Here is a 13,837-nt window from a genome sequence, read left to right on the forward strand (position 1 = left end):
CTAGGAGGCGATCTCGGCCGCCTGCGCGGCGGCGCGGGCACCACTCTCGATGGCCCCGTCGATAAAGCCGCTCCAGCCGCTCGCGAGACCGTCGCTGGCGAAGGCCACCCGGCCGTGCGGCTGCTGGAGCTCGGGCAGCAGCGGGAGTTGACCCGGCCGCCGCAGCGCCCAGCCGCCGAGCGAGAACGGGTCGTGCCCCCAGTCGTGCGCCTTGTAGCTGATCAGCTCGGCGGTCGGGAGCAGTCGGCTCAGCACCTCCCGTACCTGCTCGGGACGGGACACGTCGAAGCTCGGGTCCTGGCTGTACCCGGTCAGCAGCTGCTCGCCGTCGCCGAGCATGGTGTGCGTGAACAGCGGGGTGAGCGGGGCGCCTTCGTCGTCCCGTACGTGCACCGGGCCGAAGTCGCCGCGCACCCGCAGCCACAGTCGGCTGCTGTGCGGCACGCTGATGCCCTGCTCGGCGACCTTGGCGTGCACGGCGGGCAGGACCGGGTCGAAGTCGATGGTCTTCCACACGTTCGCCGGTACGGCCAGTACCGCGACCGGCGCCGAGAACTGCCGGCCCGACTGGGTGGTGACCCGGACGAGTTCACCGTCGTCCGCGATGGCGGCGACGGGGGAGTTGAGGTGCAGCCGCGCCCGCGCGTCGTTGAGGATCTCCTGGGCGAGCGCGTTCATGCCCGTCGCCGGGGCCTGCCCCTCGATGGTGACCCAGCTCTCCAGGGCGCCACCGGCCAGCTCCCACCACTGGGCGAGCGCCTCGTACGCGCCGTTCTTGCTGTACCCGCCGGAGAAGCCCGCCACCAGCGTGTTGACCCAGGAGTCGTCGCGCGGCGAGAGGTTCAGTTGGTCGAGGTGCTCCCGTAGCGACGTGTCCGCGACGGCCCTGATCCGGTCTCCGGTGGAGAGCGGGTCGTGCGGGTCGGGGAGCAGCTTGTCGGATCCTTCGAAGATGCGGGTCAGCAGCTCGCCGAGACGGCCGAGCGACTCCGGTCCGTCGAACGACTCGAGCTTGCCGTCCGCCACCGGGAAGACCGCCCACTCGGGAAACGGCAGGACGCCCTCGACCAGCGGGATGCCGTACCGGTCGAGTTCTTTCATGGCGAGCTTCTGGAGCGGCGAGAACCAGCCGCCGCCGTACTCGATCATCACCCCGTCGTAGGTTCCGGTCCAGGTGCGTCCACCGATCCGGTGACGCGCCTCCAGCACCAGCGGCCGCAGCCCCCGGGCACGGAGCTCTCGGGCGGCGGTGACCCCGGCAAAGCCGGCGCCGATGACTATCGCGTCAAACTCGTGAACGCCTGTCATGAGGCCTCTCCTCAGCGATAAGAGCCTGTCTTTGAACCCCCGTCGTCCGCGCGGAGCGCGGGCGTCGGGGCGCAGCGTCCGCGCGGAGCGCGGGCGTCGGGGCGCAGGCGGGGGTTCAAAGACAGGCTCGATGGGCGGAAAACAGTGGGTGCCGTGGCGGAAAACCTAGCCGGAGTCACTTTGCGTACGGTCATAGGCCAGTAATTCGCGCCGGTAATTCCCAGGCGGGGACGGGCGATTACCGGACGGTGTGCGCGGACTGCGATGCTGCCGCAATGTCAATCCAGAAGAAAAACCGTGCAATTGTGCTCGGCGGGAGCATGGCCGGGCTGTTCGCCGCCCGCGTTCTCGCGGACTCTTATGCGGAAGTCATCGTGATCGACCGCGATGCGCTCACTGGTGTGACCGAGCCCCGGCGCGGGGTGCCGCAGGGGCGTCAGGTGCATGGATTGCAGGCCCGTGGACAGCAGATCATCGAAGACCTCTTTCCGGGAATCACCAAGCAGATCGTGGCCGACGGCGGAGCCATCGGCGACATGGCCGGGAACATCCGCTGGTATCTCAACGGCAAGCGGGTGGCGCAGGCGCACTCGGGCCTGACCTCGCTGACCGTCACCCGCCCCTTCCTGGAGACCCAGGTACGGGACAGGGTGCTGGAGCTCTCCCAGGTCTCCTTCCTGGAGCAGCACGACATCGTCGGCCTGCAGGCCACTGAGGACCGCGGCCGGATCACCGGCGTACGGGTGTCGCCGCACTCCGAAGCCGACGGCACGGAGACCACCCTGCACGCCGACCTGGTGGTCGACGCGTCGGGCCGCGGCTCACGCACCCCCGTATGGCTGGAGGAGCTCGGCTACCCGCGGGTCGAGGAGGAGCGCCGGAAGATCGGGCTCGGCTACACCTCGCGCCTCTACGAGATCCGCGACGACCCGTACGAGAAGGACGAGATCTCCATCGGCGTGGTCTCCTCGCCCGCCACCCCGCGCGGCGCGATCGCCGCGAAGCAGGAGGGCGGCCGGGTCATCGTCACCGCCTACGGCATACTCGGCGACCACCCGCCGGCCGACCCGGAGGGCTTCGACGCCTTCATACAGTCGCTCCAGGTGCCGGACATCCACCAGGCGATCCAGGGCCTGGAACCCGTCGGCGACCCCGTCCCGTACCGCTTCCCGGCCAACCAGCGGCGCCGCTACGAGCATCTGACCAGGTTCCCGGACGGCCTGCTGGTCACCGGCGACGGCGTGTGCAGCTTCAACCCCGCCTACGCGCAGGGGATGACCGTGGCCGCGCTGGCGGCGCTCACCATCCGCCGGCACGTCGAGAGCGACGCGCCGCTGGACCCGCTGCGCTACCTGAAGGACCTGGCCGCCGAAGCCGTCGACGGGCCGTGGGAGCTGATGGTCGGCGGCGACCTGGCGTTCCCCGGTGTCGAGGGGGAGCGCCCGCCCATGACCCGGCTCACCCTGGCCTATATGAAGCTGGTGCAGGAAGCCGCCGTGCACGACGAGGAGGTGGCCATCGCCTTCATGCGGGTGTTCGGCCTCGTCGACGCCCCGCACGCGCTCCTGGAGCCCGGCCTGGTGCTCCGCGTCCTGAAAGCCTCCGGTGCCGCGGCAAGCGCCGGCATCGAGTTGTAGACATCCGAGAGGGAGAACATTCCATGGCAGTGTGGGACGCGCAGACAGCGGGCGCGGACAGCCCGGACGGGTCCGTGGCGGAGCATGTGCGCCGCTATATCGCGACCAACGGCCAGAGCGGGTACATGGAGGGCGGGTGCACCAACCTCGTCCTGACCTACCAGGGCCGCAAGTCCGGGAAGCTCTACCGCACCGGCCTGTTCTTCGGAGAGGACGGCGACCGCTACGTCCTGGTCGCCTCCGGCTCGGCCATCACACACACCCACCCCAACTGGTACCTCAACGTGATGGCCAACCCCGAGGTCCAGGTGCAGATCCTCGCGGAGAAGTTCGCGGTACGCGCCTACACCGCCGAAGGGGAGGAGCGTGAGCGGCTCTGGAAGCTGATGACCGAACGGGCCCCGATCTACCACCAGTACGAGGCCAGGACCCGCCGCACCATTCCGGTGGTCGTCCTGGAACGCGTCTGACGGCGTTCGCACCAACCCAGTGCTCCCGTGGCCGGTTCCGGCCACGGGAGCACTGTGCTGTCACCGCCGCTACGCCGACAGCCGGGCCGCACCGCGCAGGAACGGGTCGGCCCGCTCGGCGAACGAGGCGTAGTAGCGGGCGTGCGCGCGCCGCACCCGCTGGTACTCGGTGGCGCTCAGATGCTCCAGGCAGTACGCCGCCACCGACTCCAGGAGCCGGTAGCGGGGCCCGTCAGAGCCGTGCGTGACCAGGACCAGGGAGCGGTCCACGAGCCGGGCCAGCAGGTCCACGACCTGCGCGGGCTTCACCCCGTCCCCGGAACAGATCGCCTCGGCGGCCTCCAGCGTGCAGCCGTCGGAGTGGACCGCGAGCCGGCGCAGCACGATCTGCTCGGCCGCGGTCAGCAGCTCCCAACTCCAGTCCATCATCGCCCGCAGGGTCTGCTGCCGCGCCGGGGCGCCCCGGTGGCCGCCGGTGAGCAGCCGGAACCGGTCGTCCAGGCGCTCGGCGAGCTCTCGTACGCCAAGGACCCGGACTCGGCTCGAAGCCAGCTCAAGGGCGAGCGGAATCCCGTCCAGACGGCGGCAGATCGCCGCCACCGCCCGGGCGTTGTCGTCGCGGAGCGCGAAGCCGGGCGACGCCGCCATGGCCCTGGCCACGAACAGCCGCACCGCGCTCGACCGCCACAGCGCCGACGGGTCACCGGCCAGGCCCGGCAGGTCCAACGGCGGCACCGACCACAGGTGTTCGCCGCAGATGTCCAGCGGCTCCTGGCTGGTGGCCAGAACGCGTACGCCCGGCGCGTGGTGGAGCAGGGCCTCGGTCAGCATCGCCGTGGGAGCGGTGAGGTGCTCGCAGTTGTCGAGGACCAGCAGCAGCCGCTGGGTGCGCAGGGCGTCGATCAGCCGCCCGGACGCGGACCCGGTGCCCTGGGTGGTGTCGACCCGGATACCGAGGGGCGCAGCCACCACCTCGGCCACGTCGTCCGCCGAACCGGCACGCGCCGGCCGCGCGGGCCCGGTCTGGGCGGCCAGCTCCACCAGCCAGGCGCCGTCGGCGAAGGACTCGGCCGCCTGGGCCGCGACCTCCACGGCGAGCCTGGTCTTGCCGACCCCGCCGGGGCCGGTCAGGGTCACCAGACGGCCCGTCTCCAGCAGGGCCCGCACCTTCGCCACCGAGTCCGACCGCCCGACCAGACCCGTGACCGGCGTGGGCAGGTTCGTACGGGGACGGGGCGGGGCGAGCGTCGGCTCGGCCCGCAGTCCGGGGGCGTGCTGAAGGATCTCCTGGTGCAGGGCGACCAGCTCGGCCCCCGGTTCCAGGCCGAGTTCGTCGTCCAGGCGGCGGCGCAGCGCGTGATAGCTGTCCAGGGCCTCGCTCGGCCGGCCGGCCCCGTACAGCGCGCGCATATGGGCCGCCCGCAGCTGCTCCCGCAGCGGATGGCGCTCGGTCAGGTCGGCGAGTTCCCCCGCCAGGACGCTGTGCTCGCCGAGCTCCAGGCGGGCCTCGGCCTGCTCCTCCAGGGCCAGCAGCCGCTGCTCCTGGAGCCGGGCGACGGCCGCGCGGGTGAACGGCTCGTCCGCGAAGTCCGCGAACGCCGGACCCCGCCACAGCCCCAGCGCCTCGGCCAGCATCCGGGCGCGCTCGCGCGGGCCGGTAGACCGGCGGGCCCGCGCGGTGAGCGCGACGAACCGTTCCGCGTCCACGGCCTCGACCGGCACCCGCAGCAGGTACCCGGGGGCGCGGTGCACCACCAGATCGTGGCCCCCGTCCCGCGCCAGCAGCCGTCGCAGCCGCGACACCAGGGTCTGCAGAGCACCCGAGGGGTTGCTCGGCGGCCTGCCACCCCACAGGTCCTCGACGATCCGGTCGGACGACACCACTTGCCCGGGATCGACCAGCAAGGCGGCGAGCAGGGTACGGACTTTCGACTCCGGCACCACCAAAGGCTCACCGTCCGCCGTCCAGACGGCCAACGGCCCCAGTATTCCGAAACGCATGACGTCGACGCTAGGCGCAGGCGGTCATCGCACGGTGTGCCGACGGAATGCCACCGGACTTGCGGCGGCCTTTCATCCCACTGACCGCCACTGGCCGCCGCTGTCAGTGAACTGAAAGCGGACCGCAAGAGCGCACCGGCAGAGTCGTACTCACCGGCGCGGACCAGCGTCGGAAATCCAAGCGCCGTGTTTTGAGCGGGGAGGTCACCGTGGGCAGGTTCACAGGCAAGAAGGCAGTCGTCACCGGCGGTACGCACGGAATGGGCCTGGCCATCGTCAAGGCGCTGCTCGCCGACGGGGCCGAGGTCGTTTTCACCGGACGCAACGAAAAGAAGATCGAAGAGGCCAGGTCCGAGCTGACGTCACCGCACGCCCATGTGGTGCGCTCCGACGCGGCGAGCATGGCCGATATCTCGGCACTCGCCGATATCGCGCAGCAGCGGCTCGGACGTGTCGACTGGCTCTTCATCAACCACGGCATCGCCGAGCTGGAGCCACTCGCCGAGGTGACCGAGGCCTCGTGGGACCGGCACTTCGACATCAACACCAAGGGCGCCTTCTTCACCGTGCAGAGCCTGTCGCCCCTCATCAACGACGGCGGGGCGATCGTCTTCACCACGGTCGCCAACGACCTCGTACTGCCCGGCATGAGCGCCTACTCCGGATCGAAGGACGCGGTACGCGCGGTCGCCCACGTGCTGGCGGCCGAAATGCTGCCCCGCAAGATCCGGGTGAACTCCGTAGCCCCCGGCTTCATCAAGACCCCGACGATGGGCGTCGCCGGAATGACCGAGGAAGAGCGCCGCGCGTTCGAGAAGCACGGCGACGACACCACCCCGCTGAAGCGCAACGGCACGGTCGACGAGGTCGCCGCGGCCGCGCTGTTCCTGGCCGCCGACGCCACCTTCACCACCAACGTCGAGCTGCCGGTCGACGGCGGCTTCGCCCAGGGCCTCGTCGGCGCGCACTGAGCACCCGCCACACCCCGGAAGAAGGCGGACCCGGCCTGTACCGCGGACCGCCCCCTGGACGGACAGACAGACGCACAGACGGAAAGGACCACCACCATGTCTTCGAGTGTTGTCGCGGGCAGCACACGAGCCGGACGGCGGGAGTGGGCGGGGCTGGCGATGCTGGCACTGCCCAGCATCCTGCTCTCGCTCGACGTGACACTGCTGCACCTGGCAGTACCGCACCTGGGAGCGGCGCTTGAGCCGAGCAGCTCCCAGATGCTCTGGATCATCGACATCTACGCCTTCATGATCGCCGGGTTCCTGGTGACCATGGGCACCCTGGGCGACCGCATCGGTCGCCGCAAGCTGCTGCTGACCGGCGCCGTGGCCTTCGGCGCCGCGTCCGCGCTCGCCGCCTACGCGACCAGCCCCGAGATGCTCATCGCCGCCCGTGCCCTGCTGGGCATCGCGGGCGCGACCCTGATGCCCTCGACGCTGGCCCTGATCACCAACATGTTCCACGACCCCAAGCAGCGGGGCACCGCACTCGGCATCTGGGCCGCCAGCTTCTCGGTGGGCATCGCGCTCGGCCCGGTGGTCGGCGGGGCCATGCTGGAGGTGTTCTGGTGGGGTTCGGTCTTCCTGCTCGCCGTCCCGGTGATGGTCCTGCTGCTGATCCTGGGCCCGATCCTGCTGCCTGAGCACAAGGACGAGAACGCCGGCCGGATCGACGTGGCGAGCGTCCTGCTGTCGCTGGCCGCCATCCTGCCGATCGTCTACGGCATCAAAGAGATCGCCAAGTCCGGTGTTCAGACCCCGTCGGTGGCCGCCGTCCTCGTCGGTGCCGTCTTCGGCTATGTCTTCGCCCGCCGCCAACTGCGGCTCGACGACCCGATGCTGGACCTGAGCCTGTTCCGGTCCCGCGCCTTCAGCGTCGCCCTGGGCATGCTGCTGCTCGCCGCCTTCGCTATCGGCGGTGTCTACCTCTTCGTCGCCCAGTACCTGCAGATGGTCGCCGGGCTCTCCCCGCTGCGCGCCGGGCTCTGGCTGCTGCCGGCCGCCGCGCTGCTCATCACCTCGTCGATGCTCGCCCCTGTGGCGGCCCGCCACATCCGGCCCGGCAACGTCGCCGGCATCGGCCTGATCCTGTCCGCCATCGGCTACTTCATCCTCATCCTGACCGACCCGAACAACGGCGGCCTGGCGTACGTCGTCGTCGGCTTCAGCTTCATCTACGCCGGCATGGGCCCGATCATGGCGCTGAGCATCTCCCTCATCGTCGGCTCGGCTCCCGCCGAGAAGGCGGGCGCCGCCTCCGCGCTGCAGCAGACCAGCAGTGACTTCGGCGTCGCCCTCGGCATCGCCGCGCTGGGCAGCGTCGGCACCACCGTCTACCGCAACGGCGTCGCCGACAACCTGCCCGCCGACACCCCGCCGGCCACCGCGGACGCCACCCGCGACACCCTCGCGCGCGCCCTGGAGTCGACCGAGAACCTGCCGGGCACGCTGGCCGACCAGATCCTCACCCCGGCTCGCGAGGCCTTCGCAAGCGGCCTCAACACCGTGGCGATCATCAACACCGTCCTGGTCATCGGCCTCACGGTCCTCGTGGTCACCATGCTGCGCCATGTGCCGCCCACCGGCAGCGCCCCGGAGCCCGCCGAGCAGGGCCCGGGCGCCGAACCCGCCACCGACACCGCCGAGCCGGTAGCCGCTTCCGATGAGCAGCCCGTCGGCGCCAACAGGTAGCACCCGGGCGGTATCTGACGCCCCATCTGAGCTGGATCCGATCTGGAGGAACGGAATTCATGAGCACCGAAACCGACACCGAGGTCGCGGCCGTACTGGAAGCCGTACGGGACATTGTTCCGACGCTGCGTGAGAACGGTCAGCGCGCCGAGGAGAACCGCTGGATTCCCGAGGACAACATCGCCCTGCTGGAAAAGGCCGACGTGTTCCGCACGGCGATGCCCCGCCGTTTCGGCGGGCTGGACTTCTCGGTCCAGGACCAGGCCAGGGTTCTCAGTGAAATCGGCCGTGGCTGCGGCTCCACCGCCTGGCTGGCGATGGTCTGGGTCTCGTCCGCCGGGCTGGCCGCGCTCTTCCCCGACCAGGCGCAGGAGGAGGTGTTCGGCTCGGGTCCGGTCCGTATCTCCGGTGGCTTCACCCCCAGCGGGCAGCTCAAGCCGGCCGACGGCGGATACGTACTCGACGGCAGCTGGCGCTTCAACTCCGGGTGCCGGGGCGCGGACTGGAACATCGCCGCGGCCGTCCTGGAGCGCCCGGACGGCACCCATGACGAGGTCGTCGCCATCGTGCCGATGGCGGAGTTCACCATCGCCGACGACTGGCACACCTCGTCGGCGTCGGCCACCGGCAGCTCCACCACCACCGCCAAGGGCGTCTTCGTCCCGGAGCACCGGGTCATCACCTTCGGGGACGCGATCCTCAACACCACCCCCGGCCGGGACGCCGCCGTGACGGAAGGCCGCAAGTACGGCCTCTTCTCCTACATCATGGCGGTGTGCGCGGCCGCTTACCTCGGTATCGCGCGCGGGGCCTACGAGCTCTTCCTGGAGCGGGTCCCCGGCCGCGGCATCACCTACACCGACTGGTCGGACCAGGCCAAGCACCCGCTGACCCAGATCCAGACGGCCACCGCGGCCAACAAGATCGCCGCCGCCGACGCCCTGCAGAGCGAGGTCCTCGACCTGCTGCAGCGGCGCGCCGACGCCGGTGAGCAGCCGACGGACGCGGAGAAGGCCGACGTCCGGGGCCGGAGCGCGTACGCCATCCAACTGGCCAAGGAAGCGGTGGAGATCGTCTACAACGCCGCCGGCGCCTCGGTCATCCAGCGCAACGTCCCGCTGCAGCGCTTCCACCGTGACGCCCAGGGCCTCGCGCTGCACGGGCTGCTGCTGCTGAGCACCAACCTGGAGGTCCAGGGGCGGGTACTCCTCGGGCTCGACCCGGAGACCCCGTTCCTCTGAGCCGCACGAGTCGCACCGAATTCCACTGAGAACCACGCGAAGGATTCCGCTCAGAACCACACGAGGAATTCCGCTGAGAACCGCACGAGGGCCGCTGCCGGCAAAGGGCAGCGGCCCTCTTGGTTCGCGTAATCGTGGGCGCGCTCCCCACTTACTCGTCATTTGATTGCCAATTGCCGCTCTCTGGTTAGCTCGACGGAGGAATTCATCCGCTGAGTAAAGGGGCGAAAGCCCCCGCAGAGAGGGATGTGACCATGTCCGAACAAGCCGTATCCGCCGCCTATCTCGAACGACTGCCAGACGAACTCGCCCTGCGCGCCGCGGACTTCGAGCTGCGCACCCGCACCATCGCGGACTACATCTGCCAGGAGCTGGGGCGCTTCCTGGAGATACCACCGGCGCATCGAGTCAGCGCGAGCCGCTCGCTGCGCAGCCAGGGCGTGGGCTCGATCACGGCACTCAAGCTCCGGCGCACCCTGGAGGACGCCCTGCATGTCGAGGTGTCGGCGGTGGATCTGCTGCGGGAGATCACCGTGGCGGAGGTGGCGGCCATGCTGGCCGGCCGGCTGGACGGCCCGACGGCCGAGCAGCTCGCCGCCGCGGGCGGTCGCAGGCCGTGACCATGACCGCGACAGGAACCGCCATCGGCGCACCCCGACCCTCACCCACCATCATCGCCAAGGACGGCGACCTGCACCTGTGGGCACTGTGCCAGCCATGGACCGACGAGGGATCCACCGTCATGGTCAAGTCCGAGCTGGACGACGCCGAGCTGGAGCGCGCGGCGTCGTTCGTGCAGCCGCACGACCGGCTGCTCTACCTGTCGGCGCACATCGCCCTGCGGCGCCTGCTGGCCGCGTACGTCGGCGTCCCGCCAGGGGAGCTGCGCCTGGGCCGCGCACCCTGCCCTGGCTGCGGCGGCCCGCACGGCCGACCGGTGGTCCTGGACACGGACCTGCCGCTGCACTTCTCGCTGTCGCACAGCCACGGGCTGGCCATCTTCGGCGTGGCCACCTCGCCTGTCGGCGTCGATGTGGAGCGGGTGCCGTCGCTGGAGACCGCCGAGCTGTGCCTGCCCGCGCTGCACCCCGCCGAACAGGCGGAGCTGGCCGAGCTGCCCGAGGACGAGCTGCCGATCAGCTTCGGCCGGCTGTGGACACGTAAGGAGGCGTATCTCAAGGGCATCGGCACCGGGCTCAGCCGCGACCTGGCCGCCGACTACCTGGGCGAACGGGAGGACGGCGTACCGGACCGGCCGAGCGGCTGGGTGGTGCGGAGCGTCCCCGGATACCCCAGCCATGTCACCGCGGCGGCGCTGCTCACGGACGACGACCACTGCACCACCGCCCGCAGGCTGCCCACGGAAGTCCTGTACACCGACGACGCGTCGGAACTGATCGCCGTCGCCAGGCAGCAGCTGTGCACCGAACTGCCCGCGAACGGCTCGGGGAGCGAGTGAAGATGACACCAGCACCAGCACCAGCATCGGCAGCAGCAGCACCGGTACAAGCGCCCGCATGCGAACCGGGACTCGACCGGCTGCGGGAACTGATCGATCTCAAGGAGCGGGCCCGCCAGGGCCCCGACCCCAAGGCCACCGAACGGCAACACGCCAAGGGCAAACTGACCGCCCACGAACGGATCGCGCTGCTGCTCGACAAGGGCAGCTTCACCGAGGTCGAGGCGCTGCGCAGGCACCGCGCCACCGGCTTCGGCCTGGAGGACAAGAAGCCGTACTCGGACGGTGTCGTCACCGGCTGGGGCACGGTGGAGGGCCGCACGGTCTTCGTGTACGCCCATGACTTCCGGATCTTCGGCGGCGCGCTCGGCGAGGCCCACGCACAGAAGATCCACAAGCTGATGGATCTGGCCATCGCGGCCGGCGCACCCCTGGTGTCGCTCAACGACGGGGCCGGGGCCCGCATCCAGGAGGGCGTCTCGGCCCTCGCCGGATACGGCGGGATCTTCCAGCGCAACACCAAGGCGTCGGGCGTGATCCCGCAGATCAGCGTGATGCTCGGCCCGTGCGCCGGTGGCGCGGCCTACTCTCCGGCACTCACCGACTTCGTCTTCGCGGTCCGGGACATCTCGCAGATGTTCATCACCGGACCCGACGTGGTCCAGGCCGTCACCGGCGAGCAGGTCACCCAGAACGGTCTGGGCGGCGCCGATGTACACGCCGGGACCTCGGGCGTGGCGCACTTTGCGTACGACGACGAGGAGACCTGCCTCGCCGAGGTGCGGTATCTGCTGTCGCTGCTGCCGTCCAACAACCGCGAGCTGCCGCCGACGGAGATCAGTGCTGACCCGGCGGACCGGACGGGTGACGCGCTGTTGGACCTCGTACCAGCCGACGGCAACCGCTCCTACGACATCCGCGGCGTCATCGAGGAACTCGTCGACGACGGCGACTACATGGAGGTCCACGCCGCCTGGGCACCCAACATCGTCTGCGCGCTGTCCCGGATCAACGGCCAGGTGGTGGGCATCGTCGCCAACCAGCCCAGCGCCATGGCCGGTGTCCTTGACATCAAGGCCAGCGAGAAGGGCGCGCGGTTCGTGCAGTTCTGCGACTCCTTCAACATCCCGCTGGTCACGCTGGTCGACGTGCCGGGCTTCCTGCCGGGCGTCGACCAGGAGCACGAGGGCATCATCCGGCGCGGCGCCAAGCTGCTGTACGCGTACTGCAACGCCACCGTGCCGCGGATCTCCGTGGTGCTGCGCAAGGCGTACGGCGGCGCGTACATCGTGATGGATTCGCGGTCGATCGGCGCGGACATCGCGCTGGCCTGGCCGTCCAACGAGATCGCCGTGATGGGCGCCGAGGGCGCCGCGAACGTGGTCTTCCGCCGGGAGATCGCCGCCGCCGACGACCCGGAGGCGATGCGCCAGCAGAAGATCAAGGAGTACAAGGAGGAGCTGGTCCACCCCTACTATGCGGCCGAGCGCGGCCTGGTCGACGATGTGATCGACCCACGTGACACGCGCTCGGTGCTGGCTCGTTCGCTGGCCATGCTGAGCTCCAAGGACGCCGAGCTGCCGTGCCGGAAGCACGGCAACCCGCCGCAGTGAGCACCGGGCCAGCCGGGAGATCTGTCGAGATCAGCGTGAGAGGGGCGGGACATGGACGACCACGCGGTGGACGCACACCTGATCCGGGTCGCGAAGGGGAATCCGAGCGAGGCTGAACTGGCGGCGCTCACAGCGGTGTTGCTGGCCCGCGCGGCGCACACCGGCGCCGAGCCGGACGACGTGTCGCGCGGCCAGCGGGCGGTGGCCCGCTGGCGCAGGCCGGAGCGGGTACGCGGCTTCGCCGGCCCGCGCACCTGGCGGACAGCCTGACAAGCGCCCAGGCCGGGGTACAGAGCGGTGGGCGGGAACCGGAGATCCGGNCGCCCTGGCACGCGCATCTGCGGCGTTGTCGTCAATCACCATCCTCCCCAAGCTCTCGGCTTCGCTCGAGCAGGGGAGACCCCATTCGCGATGCCTCAATCCTCCGCCTTGCAGCTGCACGCACCAGACCACCGCTCACCAGCAGCGAGAACGCACCCATCGCCAAAGTCGGCCTGATCCGCCGGACAGGCCCTAGGCGAGGGCTCCGCTGAGGGCGCCCCTGACCACATCGGCGACCTCGGTCGTACTGGCGTCCAGGTAGAAGTGTCCGCCGGGGAAGGTCCTGAAGTCCCCGTGCACCGCGGACTGCTGGAGCCAGTCGGCCGCGTCGGGCACCGCGACGACCGGGTCCGTGTCACCGACCAGCACCGTGAAGGGGATGTCCAGCGGCGGCCCCGGCACCCAGTGGTAGCCGCTGAGCGCCCGGTAGTCGGCGCGCAGCGCGGGCAGGATCATCTCCAGCAGCTCCGGGTCCTCCAGGAACCGGCCCCCCGTACCGCCGAGACGGCGGATCGCCGCGACCAGCGACGCGTCGTCGTGCAGCTGGTCGGTGCGGGGCGGGGTCGGCGTGGGGGCGCCGCGCCCGGACAGGAACAGCCGGACCGGCGCGGGCGCCGTACGCCCGACCAGCTGGCGGGCCGTCTCGTACGCCACGGCCGCGCCCATGCTGTGGCCGAAGAACGCGTACGGGCGGCCGGGGTCGGGTCGGGCCGCCAGCTCGGCCGCGAGGGGCTCGGCGAGCGCGACGATCGAGGTGGCCGGCGCCTCCAGGCGGCGGTCCTGCCGCCCCGGGTACTGCACCGCGTGGACGTCGATGTCGGGGGCCAGGGCGCGGGACAGCGGCACATAGGCGCTGGCCGCGCCACCGGCATGCGGGAAGCAGAACAGCTGGAGTCCGCCGCTGTCGGCCGCGGGCCCGAACTGCCGGAACCAGGGGCTCTCCGTCACTCCCGTGCCTGCCGCGCCTGCCGTATTCGTGCCTGCCGTGCTTTTGCTGCTTGCCATGTTCGCTCCATTCCAGCGGCCGTCCGCCGCCCCGTGGGGCAGCGGACGGCCGGGTGTCGTGGGTGTGCGTCTGGTGTGCT

Annotated in this window: 12 protein-coding genes; 9 read left to right on the top strand and 3 right to left on the bottom strand. The window is 70.6% G+C overall.

Translation table 11 applies throughout. The annotated features are described in order from the left end of the window. Window positions 1-1,308, bottom strand: coding sequence for a flavin monoamine oxidase family protein (locus U9R90_RS33525; protein WP_411060924.1), 1,308 nt, complete (start codon window positions 1,306-1,308; stop codon window positions 1-3). Between the two features lie 275 nt (window positions 1,309-1,583). Here U9R90_RS33525 and U9R90_RS33530 point away from each other — a divergent pair, with 275 nt between their 5' ends. Further along, complete coding sequence (locus U9R90_RS33530) at window positions 1,584-2,945, top strand: FAD-dependent oxidoreductase (protein ID WP_411060925.1); 1,362 nt, start codon at window positions 1,584-1,586, stop codon at window positions 2,943-2,945. 23 nt (window positions 2,946-2,968) lie between these two features. Continuing rightward, window positions 2,969-3,415, top strand: coding sequence for a nitroreductase family deazaflavin-dependent oxidoreductase (locus tag U9R90_RS33535; protein WP_411060926.1), 447 nt, complete (start codon window positions 2,969-2,971; stop codon window positions 3,413-3,415). Between the two features lie 69 nt (window positions 3,416-3,484). Here the strand turns inward: U9R90_RS33535 and U9R90_RS33540 are convergent, their stop codons facing one another. Continuing rightward, window positions 3,485-5,416 (bottom strand): BTAD domain-containing putative transcriptional regulator, encoded by a 1,932-nt coding sequence (locus tag U9R90_RS33540; RefSeq protein WP_411060928.1) that lies wholly within the window; start codon window positions 5,414-5,416, stop codon window positions 3,485-3,487. A gap of 209 nt (window positions 5,417-5,625) precedes the next feature. Between U9R90_RS33540 and U9R90_RS33545 the strand changes: the two genes are divergently transcribed. The 7 genes from U9R90_RS33545 to U9R90_RS33575 all read left to right on the top strand — a co-directional run bounded on the left by U9R90_RS33545 (window position 5,626) and on the right by U9R90_RS33575 (window position 12,701). Then, window positions 5,626-6,387: an SDR family oxidoreductase gene (locus tag U9R90_RS33545; RefSeq protein WP_411060930.1), complete on the top strand. Its 762-nt coding sequence runs from the start codon at window positions 5,626-5,628 to the stop codon at window positions 6,385-6,387. 96 nt (window positions 6,388-6,483) lie between these two features. Then, on the top strand, window positions 6,484-8,118 hold the full coding sequence (locus tag U9R90_RS33550; protein ID WP_411060931.1) for an MFS transporter: 1,635 nt from the start codon (window positions 6,484-6,486) through the stop codon (window positions 8,116-8,118). A 59-nt stretch (window positions 8,119-8,177) separates the two neighbouring features. Further along, a complete protein-coding gene (locus tag U9R90_RS33555; RefSeq protein WP_411060933.1) occupies window positions 8,178-9,359 on the top strand; it encodes an acyl-CoA dehydrogenase family protein in 1,182 nt (393 codons plus the stop codon). Window positions 9,360-9,613: 254 nt separating this feature from the next. Further along, window positions 9,614-9,979: an acyl carrier protein gene (locus tag U9R90_RS33560; protein WP_411060934.1), complete on the top strand. Its 366-nt coding sequence runs from the start codon at window positions 9,614-9,616 to the stop codon at window positions 9,977-9,979. 2 nt (window positions 9,980-9,981) lie between these two features. Beyond that, the gene (locus tag U9R90_RS33565) at window positions 9,982-10,818 is read left to right on the top strand and encodes a 4'-phosphopantetheinyl transferase family protein (protein ID WP_411060935.1); all 837 of its coding nucleotides are present in this window, start codon (window positions 9,982-9,984) and stop codon (window positions 10,816-10,818) included. A gap of 2 nt (window positions 10,819-10,820) precedes the next feature. Continuing rightward, on the top strand, window positions 10,821-12,431 hold the full coding sequence (locus U9R90_RS33570) for an acyl-CoA carboxylase subunit beta (RefSeq protein ID WP_411060936.1): 1,611 nt from the start codon (window positions 10,821-10,823) through the stop codon (window positions 12,429-12,431). Between the two features lie 51 nt (window positions 12,432-12,482). Continuing rightward, window positions 12,483-12,701: an acyl-CoA carboxylase epsilon subunit gene (locus U9R90_RS33575; protein ID WP_411060938.1), complete on the top strand. Its 219-nt coding sequence runs from the start codon at window positions 12,483-12,485 to the stop codon at window positions 12,699-12,701. A 243-nt stretch (window positions 12,702-12,944) separates the two neighbouring features. Here the strand turns inward: U9R90_RS33575 and U9R90_RS33580 are convergent, their stop codons facing one another. Further along, window positions 12,945-13,757, bottom strand: a complete 813-nt coding sequence (locus U9R90_RS33580) for a thioesterase II family protein (RefSeq protein WP_411060939.1) — start codon at window positions 13,755-13,757, stop codon at window positions 12,945-12,947. Between the last annotated feature and the right edge of the window lie 80 nt (window positions 13,758-13,837).

It is taken from the genome of Streptomyces sp. E11-3 (genome assembly GCF_046540415.1).
Lineage (GTDB): Bacteria > Actinomycetota > Actinomycetes > Streptomycetales > Streptomycetaceae > Streptomyces.

Excerpts from the sequence above, each read along its gene's own strand:
- U9R90_RS33550 (WP_411060931.1), top strand. The coding sequence starts at position 6,484 with ATGTCTTCGAGTGTTGTCGCGGGCAGCACACGAGCCGGACGGCGGGAG.
- U9R90_RS33580 (WP_411060939.1), bottom strand. The coding sequence starts at position 13,757 with ATGGCAAGCAGCAAAAGCACGGCAGGCACGAATACGGCAGGCGCGGCA.
- U9R90_RS33570 (WP_411060936.1), top strand. The coding sequence starts at position 10,821 with ATGACACCAGCACCAGCACCAGCATCGGCAGCAGCAGCACCGGTACAA.
- U9R90_RS33540 (WP_411060928.1), bottom strand. The coding sequence starts at position 5,416 with ATGCGTTTCGGAATACTGGGGCCGTTGGCCGTCTGGACGGCGGACGGT.
- U9R90_RS33530 (WP_411060925.1), top strand. The coding sequence starts at position 1,584 with ATGTCAATCCAGAAGAAAAACCGTGCAATTGTGCTCGGCGGGAGCATG.
- U9R90_RS33555 (WP_411060933.1), top strand. The coding sequence starts at position 8,178 with ATGAGCACCGAAACCGACACCGAGGTCGCGGCCGTACTGGAAGCCGTA.
- U9R90_RS33575 (WP_411060938.1), top strand. The coding sequence starts at position 12,483 with ATGGACGACCACGCGGTGGACGCACACCTGATCCGGGTCGCGAAGGGG.
- U9R90_RS33535 (WP_411060926.1), top strand. The coding sequence starts at position 2,969 with ATGGCAGTGTGGGACGCGCAGACAGCGGGCGCGGACAGCCCGGACGGG.
- U9R90_RS33525 (WP_411060924.1), bottom strand. The coding sequence starts at position 1,308 with ATGACAGGCGTTCACGAGTTTGACGCGATAGTCATCGGCGCCGGCTTT.
- U9R90_RS33565 (WP_411060935.1), top strand. The coding sequence starts at position 9,982 with ATGACCGCGACAGGAACCGCCATCGGCGCACCCCGACCCTCACCCACC.
- U9R90_RS33560 (WP_411060934.1), top strand. The coding sequence starts at position 9,614 with ATGTCCGAACAAGCCGTATCCGCCGCCTATCTCGAACGACTGCCAGAC.